This is a genomic window from Pseudarthrobacter sp. Y6 (assembly GCF_050156205.1).
Taxonomy (GTDB): Bacteria; Actinomycetota; Actinomycetes; order Actinomycetales; family Micrococcaceae; genus Arthrobacter.
Genome location: NZ_CP189574.1, coordinates 3,014,340 through 3,030,776 on the forward strand (window position 1 = coordinate 3,014,340; position 16,437 = coordinate 3,030,776).

The window sequence follows — 16,437 nt, forward strand, 5'->3', positions numbered from 1 at the left end:
GTCCCTCCCGCTGCCGGCCGTCCGGGCGCCGTTGCTCCGGATATTTGTGACCCTACTCACAATGCTCAATGGGTACAACCACCGCGGCGAATACTGCGCATAATGCCCTGTTTACACCGCCCTCGCCGTGCTAACGTTGCGCATTATGCAAGCTTTGGATGGCACAGACACGCGGCTGCTCTCGGCCCTGGCCCGCGACCCCCGGCGGACGGTGGTGGCGTTGGCCCAGAAGCTGGGGCTGTCCCGGAACACCGTGCAGGCGCGCATGGCTCAGCTGGAGAAGAAGCACGTCTTCCTGTCCTTTGAACGGCGGATCAACCCGGCGTCCCTGGGCTATCCGCTCATGGCGTTCATTTCCGTCCATGTCCAGCAGCAGAAACTGGGACAGCTGGCCCATGACCTCGCCGGCATTCCGGAAATCCTGGAAGGCTACGGCCTCACCGGCTCTGCTGACCTCCTGCTTCGGGTAGTGGCCCTGGACGCCGAGGACCTGTTTCGGATCAACGGGAAAATCCTGGCGTGCGATGGAGTGGACAGGACGGACACCGCACTGGCCATGGGCGAACTCATCCCGTTCCGCATCCAGCCGCTGCTCGAGCGGGGATCCGGAGACGCTTAGGGCCAGCAGCCCTTATTACCGCCCCGATACCCAGCCCCGGCGGGCTGGGTTATAGGCTGTTCCAAGGTGAATCCATGGGTGCCGTTCAGCGGTTCCCAACAATAAGGCAGTGCCAGTGCGTTGCCGGAAAGGCTCCATCGTGAGCAATCCTCAGGGACCGTACCAGCCGGTCCAGCCGGCGGCCTGGCCCGCGCAACCAACGGGGCAGCCCGGCAACCCCGGGGAGCATGCCGCGCCACCACTGCCCGGCAACCCGCCGCAGTACGGTGCGCCGTCTCAGTTCGGCCCACCCGCACAGTACGGTGCACCCGGTCAATACTCGTCAGACGGGCCGTTCGGGCTGCCCGGACAAGAACCCCCGGCGCGAAACCGCCGGAAGCTGTGGACCATCCTCGGCGTTGTGGGCGGTGTCCTGCTGCTGGCGGTCGTCGGCGTCCTCATCCTGGTCAATATTGTCAACGGAGCCACCAACCATGCCCGGGGCCTGGCCGACGGCTTCACGAAGCTGGTGATTGCCGGCGACAGTTCCAAAGCCTACGACGACTATCTTGACCCCGCCCTCCATGAACAGCTGACCAAGGAGGACTTCATCGCCGGCATCAAGACGCTGGAGATGGATAGCACCTGCAAGACTGCCTACAACGAGGTGAAGGCCAGCACGGAGAACGGCACCAAGTCGGCCGACGTGGCCGGCCTCATCACCTGCGACGGCGACAAGAAGATCGATCTCGTCTACCGCTTCGAAGGAACCGACGAGCTGAAAATGATCAACATCAAGCTCAAGCCCCAGGCGTAGCACCGGGCAACCAGACCAGAAGAGTCCCAGTGCCGTACGGCACGGGGACTCTTCTCTTGCATCACGATCAGCTGCGTCGATCAGCAGCAGGATCGGCTTTCAGCGTGTCAGTGGTCCACGGCTTTCTCCGCGCCCACACCGGTCAGGGAGCGTACTTCCATTTCGGCCTGTTTAGCGGTGTCCTCGCGCTTCTTGTCCAGCACCGTGCCCAGCCAGCCGAGCAGGAATGCCAGCGGGATGGACACAATGCCAGGGTTACTCAAGGGGAAGATGGCGAAGTTGGCGCCCGGGATCATGGAGGTCTTCAGGCCGGAAACCACCGGCGAGAAGATGATCAGGATGATGGCCGAGCCCAGTCCACCGTACATGCTCCAGACGGCGCCCTGGGTGGTGAACCGGCGCCAGAACAGCGAGTAGACGATGGTCGGGAGGTTGGCCGATGCAGCGACGGCGAAGGCGAGCGCCACCAGGAAGGCAACGTTCTGGCCGTTGGCGAAGATGCCGCCCAGAATGGCCATCACACCGATGACCACCACGGTGCGCCGCGCCACCTTCACCTCAGTTTCGGCGTCGGCCTTGCCCTTGGAGATGACGCTGGCATAGATATCGTGGGCAAAGGAGGCAGCGGCCGTAATGGTCAGCCCGGCAACCACCGCGAGGATGGTGGCGAAGGCGACCGCGGAAATAAAGCCCAGGAGCAGAGGTCCGCCGAGATAGAAGGCCAGCAACGGGGCCGCCGAATTGACGCCGCCCGGGGCAGCCTTGATCGTTTCGGCGCCCACCAGTGCTGCAGCGCCGTAACCCAGGACCAGGGTGAACAGGTAGAAAAGTCCGATCAGGCCGATGGACCAGACCACGGATTTGCGGGCTTCCTTGGCGGTCGGAACCGTGTAGAAGCGCATCAGCACGTGGGGCAGCGCGGCAGTACCCAGGACCAGGGCGAGGCCCAGGGACATGAAGTCGAGCTTGGACGTTTCGGTTTTGCCGTACTGCAGGCCGGGGTTGAGCATGTTCGGGTTGCCCGAGGTTTCCACGGCGCCGCCCAGCAGGTCGGAGAGGTTGAAGCCGTAGATGGCAAGGACCCAGAAGGTCATCACCGCAGCACCGGCAATCAGCAGCATGGCCTTGATGATCTGGACCCAGGTGGTGCCCTTCATGCCGCCGATCAGTACGTACATGATCATCAGGGCGCCGACGACGATGATCACCAGCGCTTGTCCACCCCAGTCACTGATGCCCAGCAGCAGCGAAATGAGGCTGCCGGCGCCAGCCATCTGCGCCAGCAAATAGAAGAAACAGACGGCCAGGGTGGAAATGGCTGCAGCGATCCGGACCGGGCGCTGCTTGAGCCGGAAGGAGAGCACATCGGCCATGGTGAACTTGCCGGTGTTGCGGAGCAGCTCAGCGACGAGCAGGAGGGCCACGAGCCAGGCAACCAGGAAGCCGATGGAGTACATAAATCCGTCGTAGCCGTTGACGGCAATGGCTCCGGTGATCCCCAGGAAGGAAGCTGCGGAGAGGTAGTCTCCGGCGATCGCGGTGCCGTTCTGCGGGCCGGTGAAGGAGCGGCCGGCAGCGTAGTAGTCCGCAGCGGTTTTGTTGTTCCGGCTGGCCCGCAGCACGATCACCATGGTCACGGCAACGAAAAGTCCGAAGATGCCCATGTTCAGCAAGGTAGTGTCCTTGAGCGCGGCCACATCCACCGCGGTGGCAATTCCGATCATTAGTTAGCTCCACTCACTCGGTTGCCGTCTTTGTCGAACTCATGGCCTTCGATTTCGTTGCGGATCTCCGCAGCGATGGGGTCCAGCTTCCGGTTGGAGTAGCTGACGTACCAGCCGGTGATGGCGAACGTGGAAACGAACTGCAACAGGCCCAGGATCAGGCCGACGTTGATGTTGCCCCACACTTTGGTGGACATAAACCCTACGGCGTAGTCAGCCAGCAGGACGTACGCGAAGTACCACAGCAGGAAAGCGACTGCCATGGGGAACACAAAGCTGCGGTGACGTTTGCGCAGTTCCTGGAACCGCTCGGTCGACTGGACCTGTTCAAAGTCCACGGACGCCGCTGCGTCCGGAGTGTGGGCATCGTTACCCATCGTTCCTCCTCATTGAGACTTGCCTGGTTCACACCGGCCCGGCCTGCGTGCAGGATGCGATCAATGTGACTACAATCACTCTGCGGTGCGGCAGGCCTCCATTGCAGAGTACCGGCCCGAACGGTCGCTCAACGGTCACGATGCTGCGCCTAACGGCGCCCGCCGCTACGCTGGGCACCATGCTGGACTCCCCTCTCCTGAGTGCCGCCGCCGTTGCGGTGATTGTGCTGGCGATCGCCGTCGTCGTCGGCGTTGGCATCAAGCTGCTCAGGTCCTTCCGTGAGCTGGGCACTGACGCCGAGCGCGCAACCTACAACACTCTCCACGCGGCCTCCCGCGCCGGCCAGCACCTTCGCACCGGGCTCAATCCGGTGGGCGCCGCGAAAGCGAGCCGGCAGCTGAGGACCTTGCTGGGCTGTGATGCGCTGGCGATTACCGACACGGCGGGAGTGCTCGCCTGGGATGGTGCCGCCGAGGAACTGAAACCCCTGCTGATGGACCTGGCTGCCGACGTCCTGACCGGTGGCCGGACGGCGGTATTACAGGCGCGGGACCTGGGTGCGGGCCTTGTCTCCGGCAGCCTCGCGGCCGTCATCGCACCGGTCCGTGCCGGGTCCAGCGTCGTGGGCGTGGTGGCGGCGTTTGCCCCTTCTGCAGGCGCCGGCCTGATCCGGGCCACCAGCGAAGTGGCTGACTGGGTGGCCGTCCAGGTGGAACTGGCCGAGCTGGACGCATCCCGGACCCTGCTGATGGAAGCTGAAGTGCGGGCGTTGCGTGCCCAGATCAGCCCGCATTTCATCTACAACTCGCTGAACGCCATCGCGTCGTTCATCAACACCGATCCGGAGCGGGCGCGCGAACTCGTGGTGGAGTTCGCCGATTTCACGAGGTACTCCTTCCGGCGCCACGGTGACTTCACCACGCTGGCCGAGGAGTTGCGCTGCATTGACCGGTACCTGCTGCTGGAGCGTGCCCGTTTCGGTGAGCGCGTCCAGGTCAGCCTGCGGATCGCGCCGGAGGTCCTGAGCACCGTCATCCCGTTCCTGAGCCTCCAGCCGCTGGTGGAGAACGCCGTCAGGCACGGCCTGGAGGCCAAGGAAGGCGCGGGCCACATCACCATTACGGCCAATGATTCGGGTGCCTATGCGGAAGTGACCATAGAGGACGACGGCGTGGGGATGGACCCTGCCGAGCTTCAGTCGATGCTGGCCGGGCACCACGACGGCGACCACGTGGGGCTGCGCAACGTGGACGCCCGGCTCCGGCAGGTCTACGGGGACCAGCACGGCCTGGTGATCGAGACGGCCCCGGGCGAAGGAACGCTGATCACCATGCGCGTGCCCAAGTCCCAGCCCGGCCACGACGCCTGAACCCGGCCGTCCCCGGCGGGCTAATGTAGGACCATGATTAATGTCCTCGTCGCCGACGACGAGCTACCCGCCGTGGAGGAACTGGCCTATCTGCTGGGCAAGGATGACCGGATCGGGGTCATCCACCGGGCGAGTTCCGGTGCCGAGGCATTGCGGGCTCTGAACACCGAAACGATTGACGCCGTCTTCCTGGATATACACATGCCCGCCGTGTCCGGCCTTGATGTTGCACGCGCTATCACGCGCAGCAGCAAACCTCCGGCGGTGGTGTTTGTCACCGCGGACGAGGACTGCGCGCTGGAAGCGTTCGAGCTTGCCGCCGTGGACTACCTGCTCAAACCTGTCCGGGCCGACCGGCTGGCCAAGTCGGTGGGCCGGATCAGCGAGCTGCTTCATGACGGCGGCGGGGCCGCGCCTGAGATGATCACCGTTGACCAGGGCGGCACCACCAGGATGATCAGGCGCGACGACGTCACGTATGTCCAGGCGCAGGGCGACTACGCCCGGCTGCACACCGCCGATGCCAGCTACCTCATCCGGGTTCCGCTGGCAGACCTTGAGCAACAGTGGGCGGAGGCCGGGTTCATCCGGACGCACCGGTCCTACCTGGTGGCGCTGAAGCATGTGCAGTCCATGAAGCTGGCGGCGGACAAGCCCAGCGTTTCGGTGGCCGGCGCCGGCCTTCCCATCAGCCGCCGCCACCTTCCCATGGTCAGGGAAAAGCTGGAAGCCACCCGCATCCGGCCGCAGGCATGACCCGGGTCCGCGTCACCGCTCCGCGCTCGGCACCCCGGCCCGCCGGCGAGTCGCGCGAGGCGGCGGAGGAATCAGAAGTGGGGCAGGTCTTCGTCCGCTCTCTGATCCGTTCCCAGCTGCGGCTGGCTCTGGTGGTGGCCATCGGCTTCATGATGATCCTGTCTGCATTCCCGTTGCTGCTGGCAGCCATACCGGGCCTTGCCGAGACCCGGATCGCGGGTATCCCCTTTGACTGGATCCTGCTCGGTGCCGGCATCTATCCCGTCATCGGCCTCAGTGCCTGGCTTTTTTACCGGACCGCCGCGCGGAATGAGGCCCGCTACCGCGACCTGGCCGGGGACAAGTGATGACCTTTTGAATCCCGCCGTTGGTGTGATGGCTCTGGTAGTTGTTTCGCTGGCAACAGCCGGCATCGGTTTCTACGGCCTGCGGATTTCCCGGACCACCGGCGATTTCTATGTGGCTTCCCGGACCGTCAGGCCGTGGTGGAACGCCTCGGCCATCGGCGGGGAGTACCTCTCGGCGGCGAGTTTCCTGGGCGTAGCCGGGCTGATCCTGCTGTCCGGTACCGACGCGCTGTGGTTTCCCGTGGGCTACACCGCCGGCCACCTGATGCTGCTGCTGTTTGTGGCCGCACCGCTGCGCCGGTCCGGTGCCTACACGATCCCGGACTTTACCGAGGCCCGGCTGGATTCGCGGGCAGTCCGCCGTGTGACCAGCGTGATGGTGGTTGTGTTGGGCTGGCTGTACATTGTGCCGCAACTCCACGGTGCGGCCCTGACCATCCGGATCACCACCGGGCTGCCGTCCTGGGTGGGCTCCGCGGCCGTGGTTGTTGTGGTGTGCCTGACCGTTGTGGCCGGTGGCATGCGCTCCATTACCTTTGTGCAGGCCTTCCAGTTCTGGCTGAAGCTCACCGCCATTGCCGTGCCCGTCCTGTTCATCGTGTTCACGCTCGCCGGTGATGGGAGTCCCGCCGTAGCCCCCGCCGTCGTGAATCCCACTGGACTGGCCCCGGCGGGGCCGTATCAGAACATCTCGCTGCTCGTGGCGCTGCTGTTCGGCACGCTGGGACTCCCCCACGTCCTGGTCCGGTTCTACACGAATCCGGACGGACATTCGGCACGGCGGACCACCCTGATCGTGCTCGGGTTGCTCTCGGTGTTTTACCTGTTTCCCACCGCCTACGGGCTGGTGGGGCGGATGTTCGCGCCCGAACTCGCCCGGTCAGGGCAGGCGGACGCGGTGGTTCTCCTGCTGCCGGGGCAGCTGATCGGTGGAACTGCCGGCGACCTACTCTCAGCGTTGGTGGTGGCCGGAGCGTTTGCCGCGTTCCTGTCCACCACCTCCGGCCTGGTGGTCTCCCTGGCGGGCGTGATCAGCCAGGACGTGCTGGGCGGCGGTGTGCGGGGATTCCGGCTCGCCGCCGTCGTCTCCGCTCTGGTCCCGCTGGGATTTGCCGTGATGACTGATTCGATGGCGCTGGCCGGCAGTGTGGGCCTGGTGTTCGCGTTTACCGCCTCCACCGTGTGCCCGGTGCTCCTGCTGGGCATCTGGTGGCGCGGGCTCACCGACGCCGGCGCCATCGCCGGAATGGTGACCGGCGCTGTCCTCTGCGGTGGCGCCATGGTGTGGGGAACCGTCCTGGGCGCAGCCGGCACGCCGTTCTGGCTGGCCCAGCCGGCGGCGTGGACGGTTCCAGCCGCCTTCGCCGTGACAGTGCTTGTCTCATGGGGGACAAAAAATCGGATTCCGCGGACGATGGCACGGGTCATGACCCGGCTGCACACTCCCGAACGGCCATTGGTGACCGAACGCTGAGTTCCATGCCGCACCAGCGGTCGGGGCTCTCGCGCGGGGCCGCCGAAGGGAGCTGCCTCATCGTTCCACGGCTACCGGCAGTACCGCGACGTGTGGCAGCGCTTCGATCCGCTCTCCCCCACACCACCGGGCGGGGACTAATTCAGTCAGTCAATGGCGTCAGTCGATGGCCGCCATGAGTTCAACCACGCGGTCCAGGAAGGCATCAACCTGGGTCTCCTCGTAGCCGTCCTTCCCCACGGCGGGACGGAAGACCACGCGGCGGACGTTGTCCACGCTGAGCGGCTTGTCCTCTTCGAGGTAGCCGATCAGGTCGTAGCAAAGATTGTCCACGTCCAGGATGTTGTAACTGCGGGCCTTCTTTTTTGACGGGCGGCGGAAGCGCTCACCGTCAGGCCGGTGCAGGCGGCCCCTGAGGATACCGGAGAGGCTGCCGATCTCCCGCAGCCAGGCATCCTCGCCCTTGGCGGCAATCAGTTCGTCCCGTTCGCGGCGGGCGAAGGCGTCTTCGAGCCGGTCCAGCGCTGCGTCGACGACGGCGGCAGCGTAGCCGCCCTTGACCGGGTCAAAGGAGACGCCCCGGACATCGGCGCTGGTGACGGCACGGATGGCGGCCTTCGGCGTCTCGAGCGCCACCCTGGCCCGCTGGAGGAACTGGTCCACCTGTTTGGCGTTGTACCCGAATTCGTTGCCCCGCACGCGTTCAAACGACGCGGGAATTTTCCGTTGAAAGTCCAATGCCACTGTTGTTCCTTTGTTGCTCTTCAGCTGGGTCAGGTTACGCACCAGTCTATTGGCGCTGCCGGTGCTCCGGCGGAGGTGGGCCGTAAGGTCGTGTCAGACGACCGCAACCAGTGCGAACAGCACAAATGCCACGGGACAGGCGAAAACAATGGAGTCCAGCCGGTCCATGACGCCCCCATGTCCGGGCAGGATGCTGCTCATGTCCTTGATCCCGAGTTCACGTTTGACCATCGACTCGGCCAGGTCTCCTGCGGTGGACGCTGCGACGACGCCCACGGCGAGGATCACACCCACCCACCAGGGTTTGTCCAGCAGGAAAATACTGGCAAGGATTCCGATCAGCATGGCCCCTGCAATGGAGCCGGCGAAGCCTTCCCATGATTTCTTGGGGCTGATCTTCGGGGCCATGGGATGTTTGCCCAGGGACGCGCCGACGAGATAGCCGAACGTGTCGTTTGATACCACCAGCAGGAGCATTACGGCCACCTGCCAGGCCCCGGGCGGCACGGTCCCGCCAGGCCAGAGACCCACCGGGGTGGCCACTCCGACGGCGTGCAGCGGCAAGGCTGCGAAACTAATGAAGAACGGCACCCAACCCAGGGTGAACACGCCGGCAAAGATGCTGTTCGCTGATCCGGCAGGGCTCTCCACTGAACGCCAGAGGAGAACTGCAACGCAGCTCAGGAGCATGGCGAAAAGCAGGCTCTCCGGACCGCCGAAATAGGCGGCGAACGGCATGGCAACCGTGCCCACCATGACCGGGACAATAGGCATCCTGGTCCCGTTCGCCTCCAGGGCGCGGAAGATTTCCCAGACCCCGAAGACCGCGAACCCGGTGGTGACGGCGACGAATCCGAGCGGGAGGAAGACCAGCCCGCCAAGGACGCCGATCAGCATGGCGAGGCCCACCACAATGGCTGCCGGAAGATTCCGGCCAGCCTTGGGCGTCGGATTGCTCCGCGCCTGTTTCCCCTTAGTGCGCGCCCTTTGTGCCGGGGCCTGCTCTGCCTGGCTCATCAGACTTCGAGCAGCTCTGCTTCCTTGCGCTTGAGCAGCTCGTCGATGCCGTCAACATGCGATTTGGTCAGGGCATCCAGTTCCTTTTCGGCGCGGCTGCCTTCGTCCTCGCCGGCTTCGCCGTCCTTGACGAGCTTGTCCAGCGTTTCCTTGGCCTTCCGCCGGATGTTGCGGATGGAGATCTTCGCGTCCTCGCCCTTGGTCTTGACGATCTTGACGTATTCCTTGCGGCGCTCCTGGGTCAGGTCCGGGATGGTGATCCTGATGACGTTGCCGTCATTGGAGGGGTTGGCGCCCACCTCGGAGTCGCTCAGGGCCCGCTCGATGTCCCGCAGTGCGGTTTTGTCGAACGGCGTGATGAGGATGGTACGCGCGTCCGGAATGGCGAAGGAAGCGAGCTGCTGCAGCGGCGTGGGCGAACCGTAATAGTCCACCAGGACCTTGTTGTAAAGGCCCGGGTTTGCCCGTCCGGTGCGGATCGAGGCGAAGTCTTCCTTGGCTACCTCTACTGCCTTGTCCATCTTCTCTTCGGCTTCGAGCAAGGTTTCTTCGATCACGGTCTCTCCTCAGAAATCAGTGCAGTCCGGATACCGGTTCCCTGCACAATCTTGGTTCAGTGTTCCTGGTTCCATTGTTGCCCGGCCGCGGGCATGGAACCGTGCTCAGATCATCCTAGCTGGAGCTACGGGGTCACCAGGGTACCGAGCTTTTCGCCCAGGATGGCGCGGGTGACGTTCCCTTCGCCTTCCATCCCGAAAACCACCATGGACAGGTTGTTGTCCTTGCACATGGTCATTGCGGTCTGGTCCATGACCCTGATGTCGCGGCGCAGGGCGTCGTCGTAGCTCAGGGTGTCTAGCTTCTCGGCAGTGGGGTCCTTCTTCGGATCTGCGGTGTAGACGGCGTCCACGCCGCTCTTGGCCATCAGGACGACGTCCGCGTGGACCTCAAGGGCGCGCTGGGCGGCCACTGTGTCCGTGGAGAAGTACGGCAGGCCGGCACCGGCGCCGAAGATGACCACGCGGCCCTTTTCCATGTGGCGGATGGCCCGCCGGGGAATGTAAGCCTCGGCGACCTGTCCCATGGTGATGGCGCTCTGGACGCGGGTCTCAACGCCGGCCTGCTCCAGGAAGTCCTGCAGCGCCAGGCAGTTCATGACGGTGCCGAGCATGCCCATGTAGTCGGCGCGCGAGCGGTCCATGCCGCTCTGGGACAGTTCCGCGCCGCGGAAGAAGTTACCGCCGCCGACGACGATGGCAACTTCCACTTCGGTGACCGCCGCGGCGATCTGCTTGGCGACGTCGCGGACGGTGTCGGGATCAACGCCCAGCTTGCCGCCGCCGAAGACCTCGCCGGACAACTTCAGGAGGACGCGGCGCCTGCTTTTCTCTGGCTGGCTTGAAGAATTGACGGCTTCCATGGGTGCCTTCCCGTTGGTGAACTCTGAAAAAGGTTATCGTGCCGGGTGGCCAAAGGTCTCATCGGACATTTAGCCCGTGCATGCAAAAGGGGCGGCCACCGAAGTGGCCACCCCTTTGCGGATTCGACTAGGAGCCGACGCGGAAACGAGCGAAGGACGTGCCCTTGACGCCGGCCTCTTCGAGGACCTGCGCCACAGACTTCTTGGCGTCCTTGGCGAAAGCCTGGTCAACCAGGACCTCACCCTTGTAGAAGCCCGTTACGCGGCCTTCCACAATCTTGGTCATTGCAGCCTCGGGCTTGCCTTCAGCCTTGGCGGTCTCTCCAGCGATGCGACGCTCGGACTCGACCAGGTCGGACGGAACGTCTTCGCGGGTCAGGTAGTTCGGGGACATCGCTGCGATGTGCACTGCAATGTCGTGTGCAGCGGTGGCAGCGGCTTCGCCTTCACCGTCAACAGCAAACAGGACGCCGACCTGGGCCGGGAGGTCCTTGGACGTCTTGTGCAGGTACGCGTCAACAGTGCCGCCCTCAATGCGGGACAGCTTGCGGACAACAACCTTTTCGCCGAGGATTGCGCCTTCTTCGACGACAATCTCGGACAGCGGCTTGCCGTCAACCTCGATGGCCAGGAGGGTGTCGAGATCGGCAGCGCCGGACTCCACAGCCACGGCCAGGACCTTGTCAGCCAGCTGGATGAACTTGTCAGCCTTGGCGACGAAGTCGGTCTCGCAGTTGACCTCGATCATGACGCCGACGCCGTTGCTGACCTTGGCGGCCACCAGGCCTTCAGCGGTGGAGCGGCCTTCGCGCTTGGTAGCGCCCTTGAGCCCCTTGATGCGGATGATCTCGATGGCCTTTTCGGCGTCACCGTTGGCTTCGTCAAGAGCCTTCTTGACATCCATCATGCCGGCGCCGGTGCGCTCGCGCAGAGCCTTGATATCGGCGGCAGTGTAGTTCGCCATGGGAACCCCTCTGTCTAGAAAATGTATGTGGTGTACGGACCGACAGGACAGCGGCTCACCGGGTGAGCCGCCATCCTGTCAGGTGCTCCGGCGCTGCGGGCAGCGCCGGAGAATCCGGATTTACTTGTCAGCGTCGGCGGCGGGAGCCTCGGCGGCTGCCGGAGCTTCCTCGGCAACCGGGGCTGCTTCTTCGGCTGCGGGAGCGGCAGCTTCTTCAGCAGCCGGAGCAGCCTCAGCGGCGGGAGCTTCTTCAGTCTTGCTGCCTTCGAGGAGTTCGCGCTCCCACTCAGCCAGCGGCTCTTCCGGAGCTTCCGTGGTGCCCGTGGCGCGGTTGTGGCGGGCGATGAGGCCCTCAGCAACGGCGTCGGCGACAACGCGGGTCAGCAGGTTTACGGAGCGGATGGCGTCGTCGTTGCCCGGGATCGGGAAGTCGACTTCGTCAGGATCGCAGTTGGTGTCCAGGATGGCCACAACCGGGATGTTCAGCTTCTTGGCTTCGTCAACGGCCAGGTGTTCCTTCTTGGTGTCCACGATCCAGAGCACGGACGGTGCCTTGGTCAGGTTGCGGATACCGCCGAGGTTGGTTTCCAGCTTGGTGAGTTCACGGCGAAGGAGCAGCAGTTCCTTCTTGGTGTACGCGGAACCGGCGACGTCGTCGAAGTCGATCTCTTCCAGTTCCTTCATGCGCTGGATGCGCTTGGAAACGGTCTGGAAGTTGGTCAGCATACCGCCGAGCCAGCGCTGGTTCACGTAAGGCTGTCCAACGCGGGTAGCCTGCTCAGCAATGGATTCCTGGGCCTGCTTCTTGGTGCCGACGAAGAGTACGGTGCCGCCGTGTGCAACGGTGGCCTTTACGAACTCGTAGGCGCGGTCGATGTAGGACAGCGACTGCTGAAGGTCAATGATGTAGATGCCGTTGCGCTCCGTGAAGATGAATCGCTTCATCTTCGGGTTCCAACGGCGGGTCTGGTGTCCAAAGTGGACGCCGCTGTCAAGCAGCTGGCGCATAGTTACGACGGGCATGCCGGCGCTCCTTCCGGCAGGTCATTCATGAGAGAGCCTTTCAGGCTCTCTTACCCTGCCAATAGTTGACGGTTATTTAGCGTGGCCCAAGGCGGGCCGCGCTCCTGGCATCCATTGCGACTCTCATCAGGACCGCGAGGCCCTGACCGCAAGAGACACAATCCTCTTCTTACAAAGCCGGGGCTTCAGATTTGGAGGGCTGGATACGCGTAGTCAGCTGCTGCTCCCCCGCATTCCTGAATGAGGCGTGCTGACGCAAGCGTTGAGGGCACAGCAAACTGCTCCATCAAGTGTACAACAGGAGCCAATATCCGCAGGACAACCCCAAGGCCTTTGGCGGGCGTTTTCCACATGGCCAAAGTGGACACTCCCCCTGAGTGATCCGGCACGGAAAACTGGGTTCATGAAAGCAATACTTGTCCTCGCCGCTGTACTTCTGCTCCCGGCCGCGGCGGCTCCAGCGGACACAGCGCCGCGCGCCTCCTGGGAGTGGCCACTCTCCCCCAGGCCAACGGTGCTGCGCGCCTTCGACCCACCGGACAAGCCGTGGATGAGCGGGCACCGGGGCGTGGACCTTGAGGCAACGCACGACGGCGTCCCGGTCACCTCGCCGGAGTCCGGCACCGTCAGTTTTGTGGGAGTAGTGGTGGACCGCCCTGTGATCACCATCGATCACGGGGGCGGTCTCCGCAGCAGCTTTGAGCCAGTCGAAAGCACACTCACAGCCGGAACCGTGGTGGCAAAGGGCGAAACCTTAGGAACGCTGCAACCCGGACACTGCGACGCTGTTGCCTGCGTCCATTGGGGCGTCAGGCGGGGGGACGCCTACGTCAATCCGCTGGAATTCGTCACTGACCTCCGCCCATCCATCCTCCTGCCCCTGAGGCTGGACACTGGCTGACGGCTGACGCGTGACGCCTAAGGCCGACGCCACTAGACGATGGCAGAGATCCCGGTGATGGCGCGGCCGGTCACGAGGGTGTTGATCTCGTGGGTTCCCTCATACGAGTAGATTGCTTCAGCATCTGCAAAGATCTTGGCCATCTCGAAGTCCGTCACGATGCCGTTGCCGCCCAGGAGGCTGCGGCCGATCGCCACGCTCTCGCGCATCCGGGCGGTGGTGAATGCCTTGGCCAGGGCGGACTGTTCGTCCTTGGCCTGGCCCGCGTCCTCGAGCTGGGAAAGCCGGACCATCATGCCCATCGAGCTGACGGCATTCCCCAGGATCTGCACCAGCTGGCTTTGGACCAGCTGGAACGACGCCAGCGGACGGCCGAACTGGTGGCGTTCTACGGCATAGCGGCGGGCCACGTCAAAGGCTGCCAACTGCTGGCCGACTGCCTGCCAGCCGACGGACAGCCGCGTGACTTTCAGCACCTTGTTGGTGTCGCGGAAACTGTTGGCGCCTGCCAGCTTGAAGAAGTCCGGAACCACCACGTTCTCCAGGACGATGTCTGCGTTCTGGACGGTCCGGAGAGAGATCTTGTTTTCAATCTTGGTGGCGCTGAAGCCGGGCAGTGCTGTATCCACAAGGAAACCCTTGACCTGGTTGTCGGCGAGGTCCCTGGCGTAAATGACCACCCAGTCGGAGAACGTAGCGTTGCCGATCCAGCGCTTGGCTCCGTTGAGGATCCAGGTGTCACCGTCGCGCTGTGCCGTGGTGCGCGTGCCGCCGGCTACGTCGGAACCGCCCAGGGGTTCGGTAAGCCCGAAAGCACCAATCTTCTTCAGCGAATAGATATCCGGGAGCCACGCCTCCTGCTGTTCCTGGGAGGCGAGGGCTTCGATGGAACCGGTAAACAGTCCGTCGTGGACCCCCAGGAAGGTGGCGATGGAGGTATCGGCGCGTGTGGCCTCGGCATGGACCAGGCCGGCAAAGAGGTTCGAGTAGCCCTGGCGCCGCACGGGGCTCACCAGGTCGATTTCGGCCAGCTTGGGAATGAGCTCCATAGGGAACTCGCCGCGGTTCCAGCAGTCCACGGCAATCGGCCGGACTTCGCGGGCAAGGAAACCCCGGATCTCGGCCAGCCGGTCCTGCTCCTTGCCAGTGAGAAGCTGCTCGAAGGCGAAGAAGTCGCCGTCGGCGTACGGAAGGTTGTTGATGTCAACAGAGGCTTTGGACATTGGTTCCCTCGCAAAGATCAGCAGCGCGGACGGGCCAGCCGTGGCAGGACAGGCCGGGACTCAGCGGCAGCGGTAAGTTACTGGTCAGTAACTTACCGTAAATTGCGGGAAAACGAAAGAAACCGCGGCCGACGATCTTTCGTCAGCCGCGGTTCCACGGTGGTCTGGTGCTTGGGTAGGGCTACTCGGACTTGAACCGAGGACCTTAGGATTATGAGTCCCGCGCTCTAACCAGCTGAGCTATAGCCCCCTGCCCCTGCTGGCGTGGTCCGCGGAGGACTTCGGCTTCAGCAGGGCAAAAACACTCTAGCAAACAGTGGCGGGCATCATGACCACGCAGTCAAAACGCCGCGCCCGGCCAGGCTGGAGCGGGCGGCTGTCAGACCGCTTTGTCGTCGTAGCTTGCCCCCTTGTAGAGGTCCTCGAAGGTCTGCAACGTGCCCTCGATGCTATGCGGCTCCACCATCCGTCGACTGGCCTGGCCCATTGCAGCCCGTTCGTCGGCCGGCAGCTGCAGGATCCGGGTGATCTTGGCTGCGAGGTCGTCGCTGTCGTTAGGAGTGAACAGATAGCCGTTCTCGCCGTCGCGCACCAGGTGCGGCAGGGCCATGGCATCCGCCAACAGGACGGGCGTGGAGGCAGACATGGCCTCAAGGGTCACCAGGGACTGAAGCTCGGCGGTCCCCGGCATGCAGAACAGATCCGCCTTGATGTAGGCCTCCCGGAGGTCTTCATCGCTGGCCAGTCCCAGGAATTTCACCCGCTCCCCCAGTCCGAGCCGTTCCGCCTGCGCTTCAAGAGCCGAGTGGACTTCGCCGCCGCCCACAATCTCCAGGTGGACGTTGAGCTCCGCGGGCGTCTTGGACACAGCATTGATCAGCACATCCACGTGCTTTTCCTCGGCCAGGCGCCCCACAAAGACTACTGTTGGATGGGCGTGCCGTTCGATCACTTCGCCTGGCTGCAGCTCATAGGCCGCGGAGTCAATGCCGTTGGAGAGTGGCAGTACCTTGTGCAGGAAAGCGTGCTGGTGCATGGCCTTCGCAGCCAGGGGTGTGGGCGTGGTGACGACGTCCGCCTGGCCCATAACCTTGCCCATGTCCTTCCAGGAGATCTTGCCGATGATGTCCTTGAACCACTGCGGGAACGGCAGGAACGGGTTCAGGTTCTCGGGCATGAAGTGGTTCGTGGCCACGATCCTGATGCCCCGCTTTGCCGCTTCGTAGAGCACGTGCTCGCCGATCATGTAGTGGCTCTGGATGTGCACCACATCGGGCTTGACCCGATCGAAAAGGAGGCTGATCTCCTTCTTGATTTCCCAGGGGAAGCAGATGCGGAAGTATTCGTGGGTGAAGACCCCGTGGGATCGGAGCCGGTGCACGGTGGCCTCGGAGCGGAACTCCGTGAAGCTCGCGCCGTTGTCCGCACGGCAGGCCAGCACATGCACGTTGTGGCCGCGTCCGGTCATACCCTTGGCTAGACGGTAGCTGAACTGGGCGGCCCCGTTGATGTGGGGCGGATACGTATCCGCGGCAACCAGGATGGTCAGGGGAGGCTGGTCGGGGGGCGTTGTCACGTGGAGAGCTCCTGAAGGTCACGGCGCGGGCAGCTGTCGCTGGCCGCGCCGGTTGGCCGCCGGCACGGTAGCGCGGGGCCTCTTAGAATCGGCTGGTACTAAAAGT

Annotated in this window: 17 protein-coding genes and 1 tRNA gene; 7 read left to right on the plus strand and 11 right to left on the minus strand. The window is 63.9% G+C overall.

All coding sequences use genetic code 11. From position 1 onward, the window contains the following. Positions 1-145 precede the first annotated feature (145 nt). Together ACQCSW_RS14480 and ACQCSW_RS14485 are read left to right on the plus strand one after the other, a co-directional pair. Positions 146-619 carry an Lrp/AsnC family transcriptional regulator gene (locus ACQCSW_RS14480; protein WP_111906416.1) on the plus strand — a complete coding sequence of 158 codons (474 nt, stop codon included), beginning with the start codon at positions 146-148 and terminating at the stop codon, positions 617-619. Positions 620-758: 139 nt separating this feature from the next. Further along, positions 759-1,415 (plus strand): hypothetical protein, encoded by a 657-nt coding sequence (locus ACQCSW_RS14485; RefSeq protein WP_426986940.1) that lies wholly within the window; start codon positions 759-761, stop codon positions 1,413-1,415. Between the two features lie 107 nt (positions 1,416-1,522). On the opposite strand, the gene ACQCSW_RS14490 is transcribed toward ACQCSW_RS14485, so the two are convergent. Together ACQCSW_RS14490 and ACQCSW_RS14495 are read right to left on the minus strand one after the other, a co-directional pair. After that, positions 1,523-3,139 carry a solute symporter family protein gene (locus ACQCSW_RS14490; RefSeq protein ID WP_426986942.1) on the minus strand — a complete coding sequence of 539 codons (1,617 nt, stop codon included), beginning with the start codon at positions 3,137-3,139 and terminating at the stop codon, positions 1,523-1,525. Further along, positions 3,139-3,516: a DUF485 domain-containing protein gene (locus ACQCSW_RS14495; protein WP_426986944.1), complete on the minus strand. Its 378-nt coding sequence runs from the start codon at positions 3,514-3,516 to the stop codon at positions 3,139-3,141. The genes ACQCSW_RS14490 and ACQCSW_RS14495 overlap by 1 nt, the downstream gene beginning before the upstream one ends. Before the next feature lie 179 nt (positions 3,517-3,695). Here ACQCSW_RS14495 and ACQCSW_RS14500 point away from each other — a divergent pair, with 179 nt between their 5' ends. From ACQCSW_RS14500 to ACQCSW_RS14515, 4 genes are read left to right on the plus strand one after another with little or no spacing between them, the layout of a single operon-like run. Beyond that, positions 3,696-4,886 (plus strand): sensor histidine kinase, encoded by a 1,191-nt coding sequence (locus tag ACQCSW_RS14500; RefSeq protein WP_426990708.1) that lies wholly within the window; start codon positions 3,696-3,698, stop codon positions 4,884-4,886. A gap of 33 nt (positions 4,887-4,919) precedes the next feature. Next, complete coding sequence (locus tag ACQCSW_RS14505) at positions 4,920-5,642, plus strand: LytR/AlgR family response regulator transcription factor (protein WP_426986946.1); 723 nt, start codon at positions 4,920-4,922, stop codon at positions 5,640-5,642. Further along, on the plus strand, positions 5,639-5,989 hold the full coding sequence (locus ACQCSW_RS14510; protein ID WP_426986948.1) for a hypothetical protein: 351 nt from the start codon (positions 5,639-5,641) through the stop codon (positions 5,987-5,989). Before ACQCSW_RS14505 ends, ACQCSW_RS14510 begins: the two co-directional genes overlap by 4 nt. 7 nt (positions 5,990-5,996) lie before the next feature. Then, complete coding sequence (locus ACQCSW_RS14515; protein WP_426986950.1) at positions 5,997-7,463, plus strand: cation acetate symporter; 1,467 nt, start codon at positions 5,997-5,999, stop codon at positions 7,461-7,463. A 159-nt stretch (positions 7,464-7,622) separates the two neighbouring features. Here the strand turns inward: ACQCSW_RS14515 and ACQCSW_RS14520 are convergent, their stop codons facing one another. From ACQCSW_RS14520 to rpsB, 6 genes are all read right to left on the minus strand, one after another. After that, positions 7,623-8,207, minus strand: coding sequence for a DivIVA domain-containing protein (locus tag ACQCSW_RS14520; protein WP_426986952.1), 585 nt, complete (start codon positions 8,205-8,207; stop codon positions 7,623-7,625). A 93-nt stretch (positions 8,208-8,300) separates the two neighbouring features. Next, positions 8,301-9,224: a phosphatidate cytidylyltransferase gene (locus ACQCSW_RS14525; RefSeq protein WP_426986954.1), complete on the minus strand. Its 924-nt coding sequence runs from the start codon at positions 9,222-9,224 to the stop codon at positions 8,301-8,303. After that, positions 9,224-9,781, minus strand: coding sequence for a ribosome recycling factor (gene frr, locus ACQCSW_RS14530; RefSeq protein ID WP_190988619.1), 558 nt, complete (start codon positions 9,779-9,781; stop codon positions 9,224-9,226). Before frr ends, ACQCSW_RS14525 begins: the two co-directional genes overlap by 1 nt. Positions 9,782-9,906: 125 nt before the next feature. Beyond that, on the minus strand, positions 9,907-10,644 hold the full coding sequence (pyrH, locus tag ACQCSW_RS14535; RefSeq protein ID WP_111906407.1) for a UMP kinase: 738 nt from the start codon (positions 10,642-10,644) through the stop codon (positions 9,907-9,909). A 127-nt stretch (positions 10,645-10,771) separates the two neighbouring features. Next, on the minus strand, positions 10,772-11,608 hold the full coding sequence (gene tsf, locus ACQCSW_RS14540) for a translation elongation factor Ts (protein ID WP_354250430.1): 837 nt from the start codon (positions 11,606-11,608) through the stop codon (positions 10,772-10,774). A 120-nt stretch (positions 11,609-11,728) separates the two neighbouring features. Then, positions 11,729-12,631 carry a 30S ribosomal protein S2 gene (gene rpsB, locus ACQCSW_RS14545; protein WP_056348267.1) on the minus strand — a complete coding sequence of 301 codons (903 nt, stop codon included), beginning with the start codon at positions 12,629-12,631 and terminating at the stop codon, positions 11,729-11,731. Positions 12,632-13,034: 403 nt separating this feature from the next. Between rpsB and ACQCSW_RS14550 the strand changes: the two genes are divergently transcribed. Continuing rightward, positions 13,035-13,532: a murein hydrolase activator EnvC family protein gene (locus ACQCSW_RS14550; RefSeq protein ID WP_426986957.1), complete on the plus strand. Its 498-nt coding sequence runs from the start codon at positions 13,035-13,037 to the stop codon at positions 13,530-13,532. Between the two features lie 32 nt (positions 13,533-13,564). On the opposite strand, the gene ACQCSW_RS14555 is transcribed toward ACQCSW_RS14550, so the two are convergent. The 3 genes from ACQCSW_RS14555 to ACQCSW_RS14565 form a co-directional block, all read right to left on the minus strand. Next, on the minus strand, positions 13,565-14,755 hold the full coding sequence (locus ACQCSW_RS14555) for an acyl-CoA dehydrogenase family protein (RefSeq protein WP_426986959.1): 1,191 nt from the start codon (positions 14,753-14,755) through the stop codon (positions 13,565-13,567). A gap of 176 nt (positions 14,756-14,931) precedes the next feature. Further along, positions 14,932-15,005: transfer RNA gene (locus tag ACQCSW_RS14560), tRNA-Ile, on the minus strand. A 129-nt stretch (positions 15,006-15,134) separates the two neighbouring features. After that, positions 15,135-16,331 carry a glycosyltransferase gene (locus ACQCSW_RS14565; RefSeq protein ID WP_426986961.1) on the minus strand — a complete coding sequence of 399 codons (1,197 nt, stop codon included), beginning with the start codon at positions 16,329-16,331 and terminating at the stop codon, positions 15,135-15,137. Positions 16,332-16,437 lie beyond the last annotated feature (106 nt).

Coding starts and splice junctions, on each gene's coding strand:
- ACQCSW_RS14480 (WP_111906416.1), top strand. CDS start 146: ATGCAAGCTTTGGATGGCACAGACACGCGGCTGCTCTCGGCCCTGGCC.
- ACQCSW_RS14490 (WP_426986942.1), bottom strand. CDS start 3,139: ATGATCGGAATTGCCACCGCGGTGGATGTGGCCGCGCTCAAGGACACT.
- ACQCSW_RS14495 (WP_426986944.1), bottom strand. CDS start 3,516: ATGGGTAACGATGCCCACACTCCGGACGCAGCGGCGTCCGTGGACTTT.
- ACQCSW_RS14500 (WP_426990708.1), top strand. CDS start 3,696: ATGCTGGACTCCCCTCTCCTGAGTGCCGCCGCCGTTGCGGTGATTGTG.
- ACQCSW_RS14505 (WP_426986946.1), top strand. CDS start 4,920: ATGATTAATGTCCTCGTCGCCGACGACGAGCTACCCGCCGTGGAGGAA.
- ACQCSW_RS14510 (WP_426986948.1), top strand. CDS start 5,639: ATGACCCGGGTCCGCGTCACCGCTCCGCGCTCGGCACCCCGGCCCGCC.
- ACQCSW_RS14525 (WP_426986954.1), bottom strand. CDS start 9,224: ATGAGCCAGGCAGAGCAGGCCCCGGCACAAAGGGCGCGCACTAAGGGG.
- pyrH (WP_111906407.1), bottom strand. CDS start 10,644: ATGGAAGCCGTCAATTCTTCAAGCCAGCCAGAGAAAAGCAGGCGCCGC.
- tsf (WP_354250430.1), bottom strand. CDS start 11,608: ATGGCGAACTACACTGCCGCCGATATCAAGGCTCTGCGCGAGCGCACC.
- rpsB (WP_056348267.1), bottom strand. CDS start 12,631: ATGCCCGTCGTAACTATGCGCCAGCTGCTTGACAGCGGCGTCCACTTT.
- ACQCSW_RS14550 (WP_426986957.1), top strand. CDS start 13,035: ATGAAAGCAATACTTGTCCTCGCCGCTGTACTTCTGCTCCCGGCCGCG.
- ACQCSW_RS14555 (WP_426986959.1), bottom strand. CDS start 14,755: ATGTCCAAAGCCTCTGTTGACATCAACAACCTTCCGTACGCCGACGGC.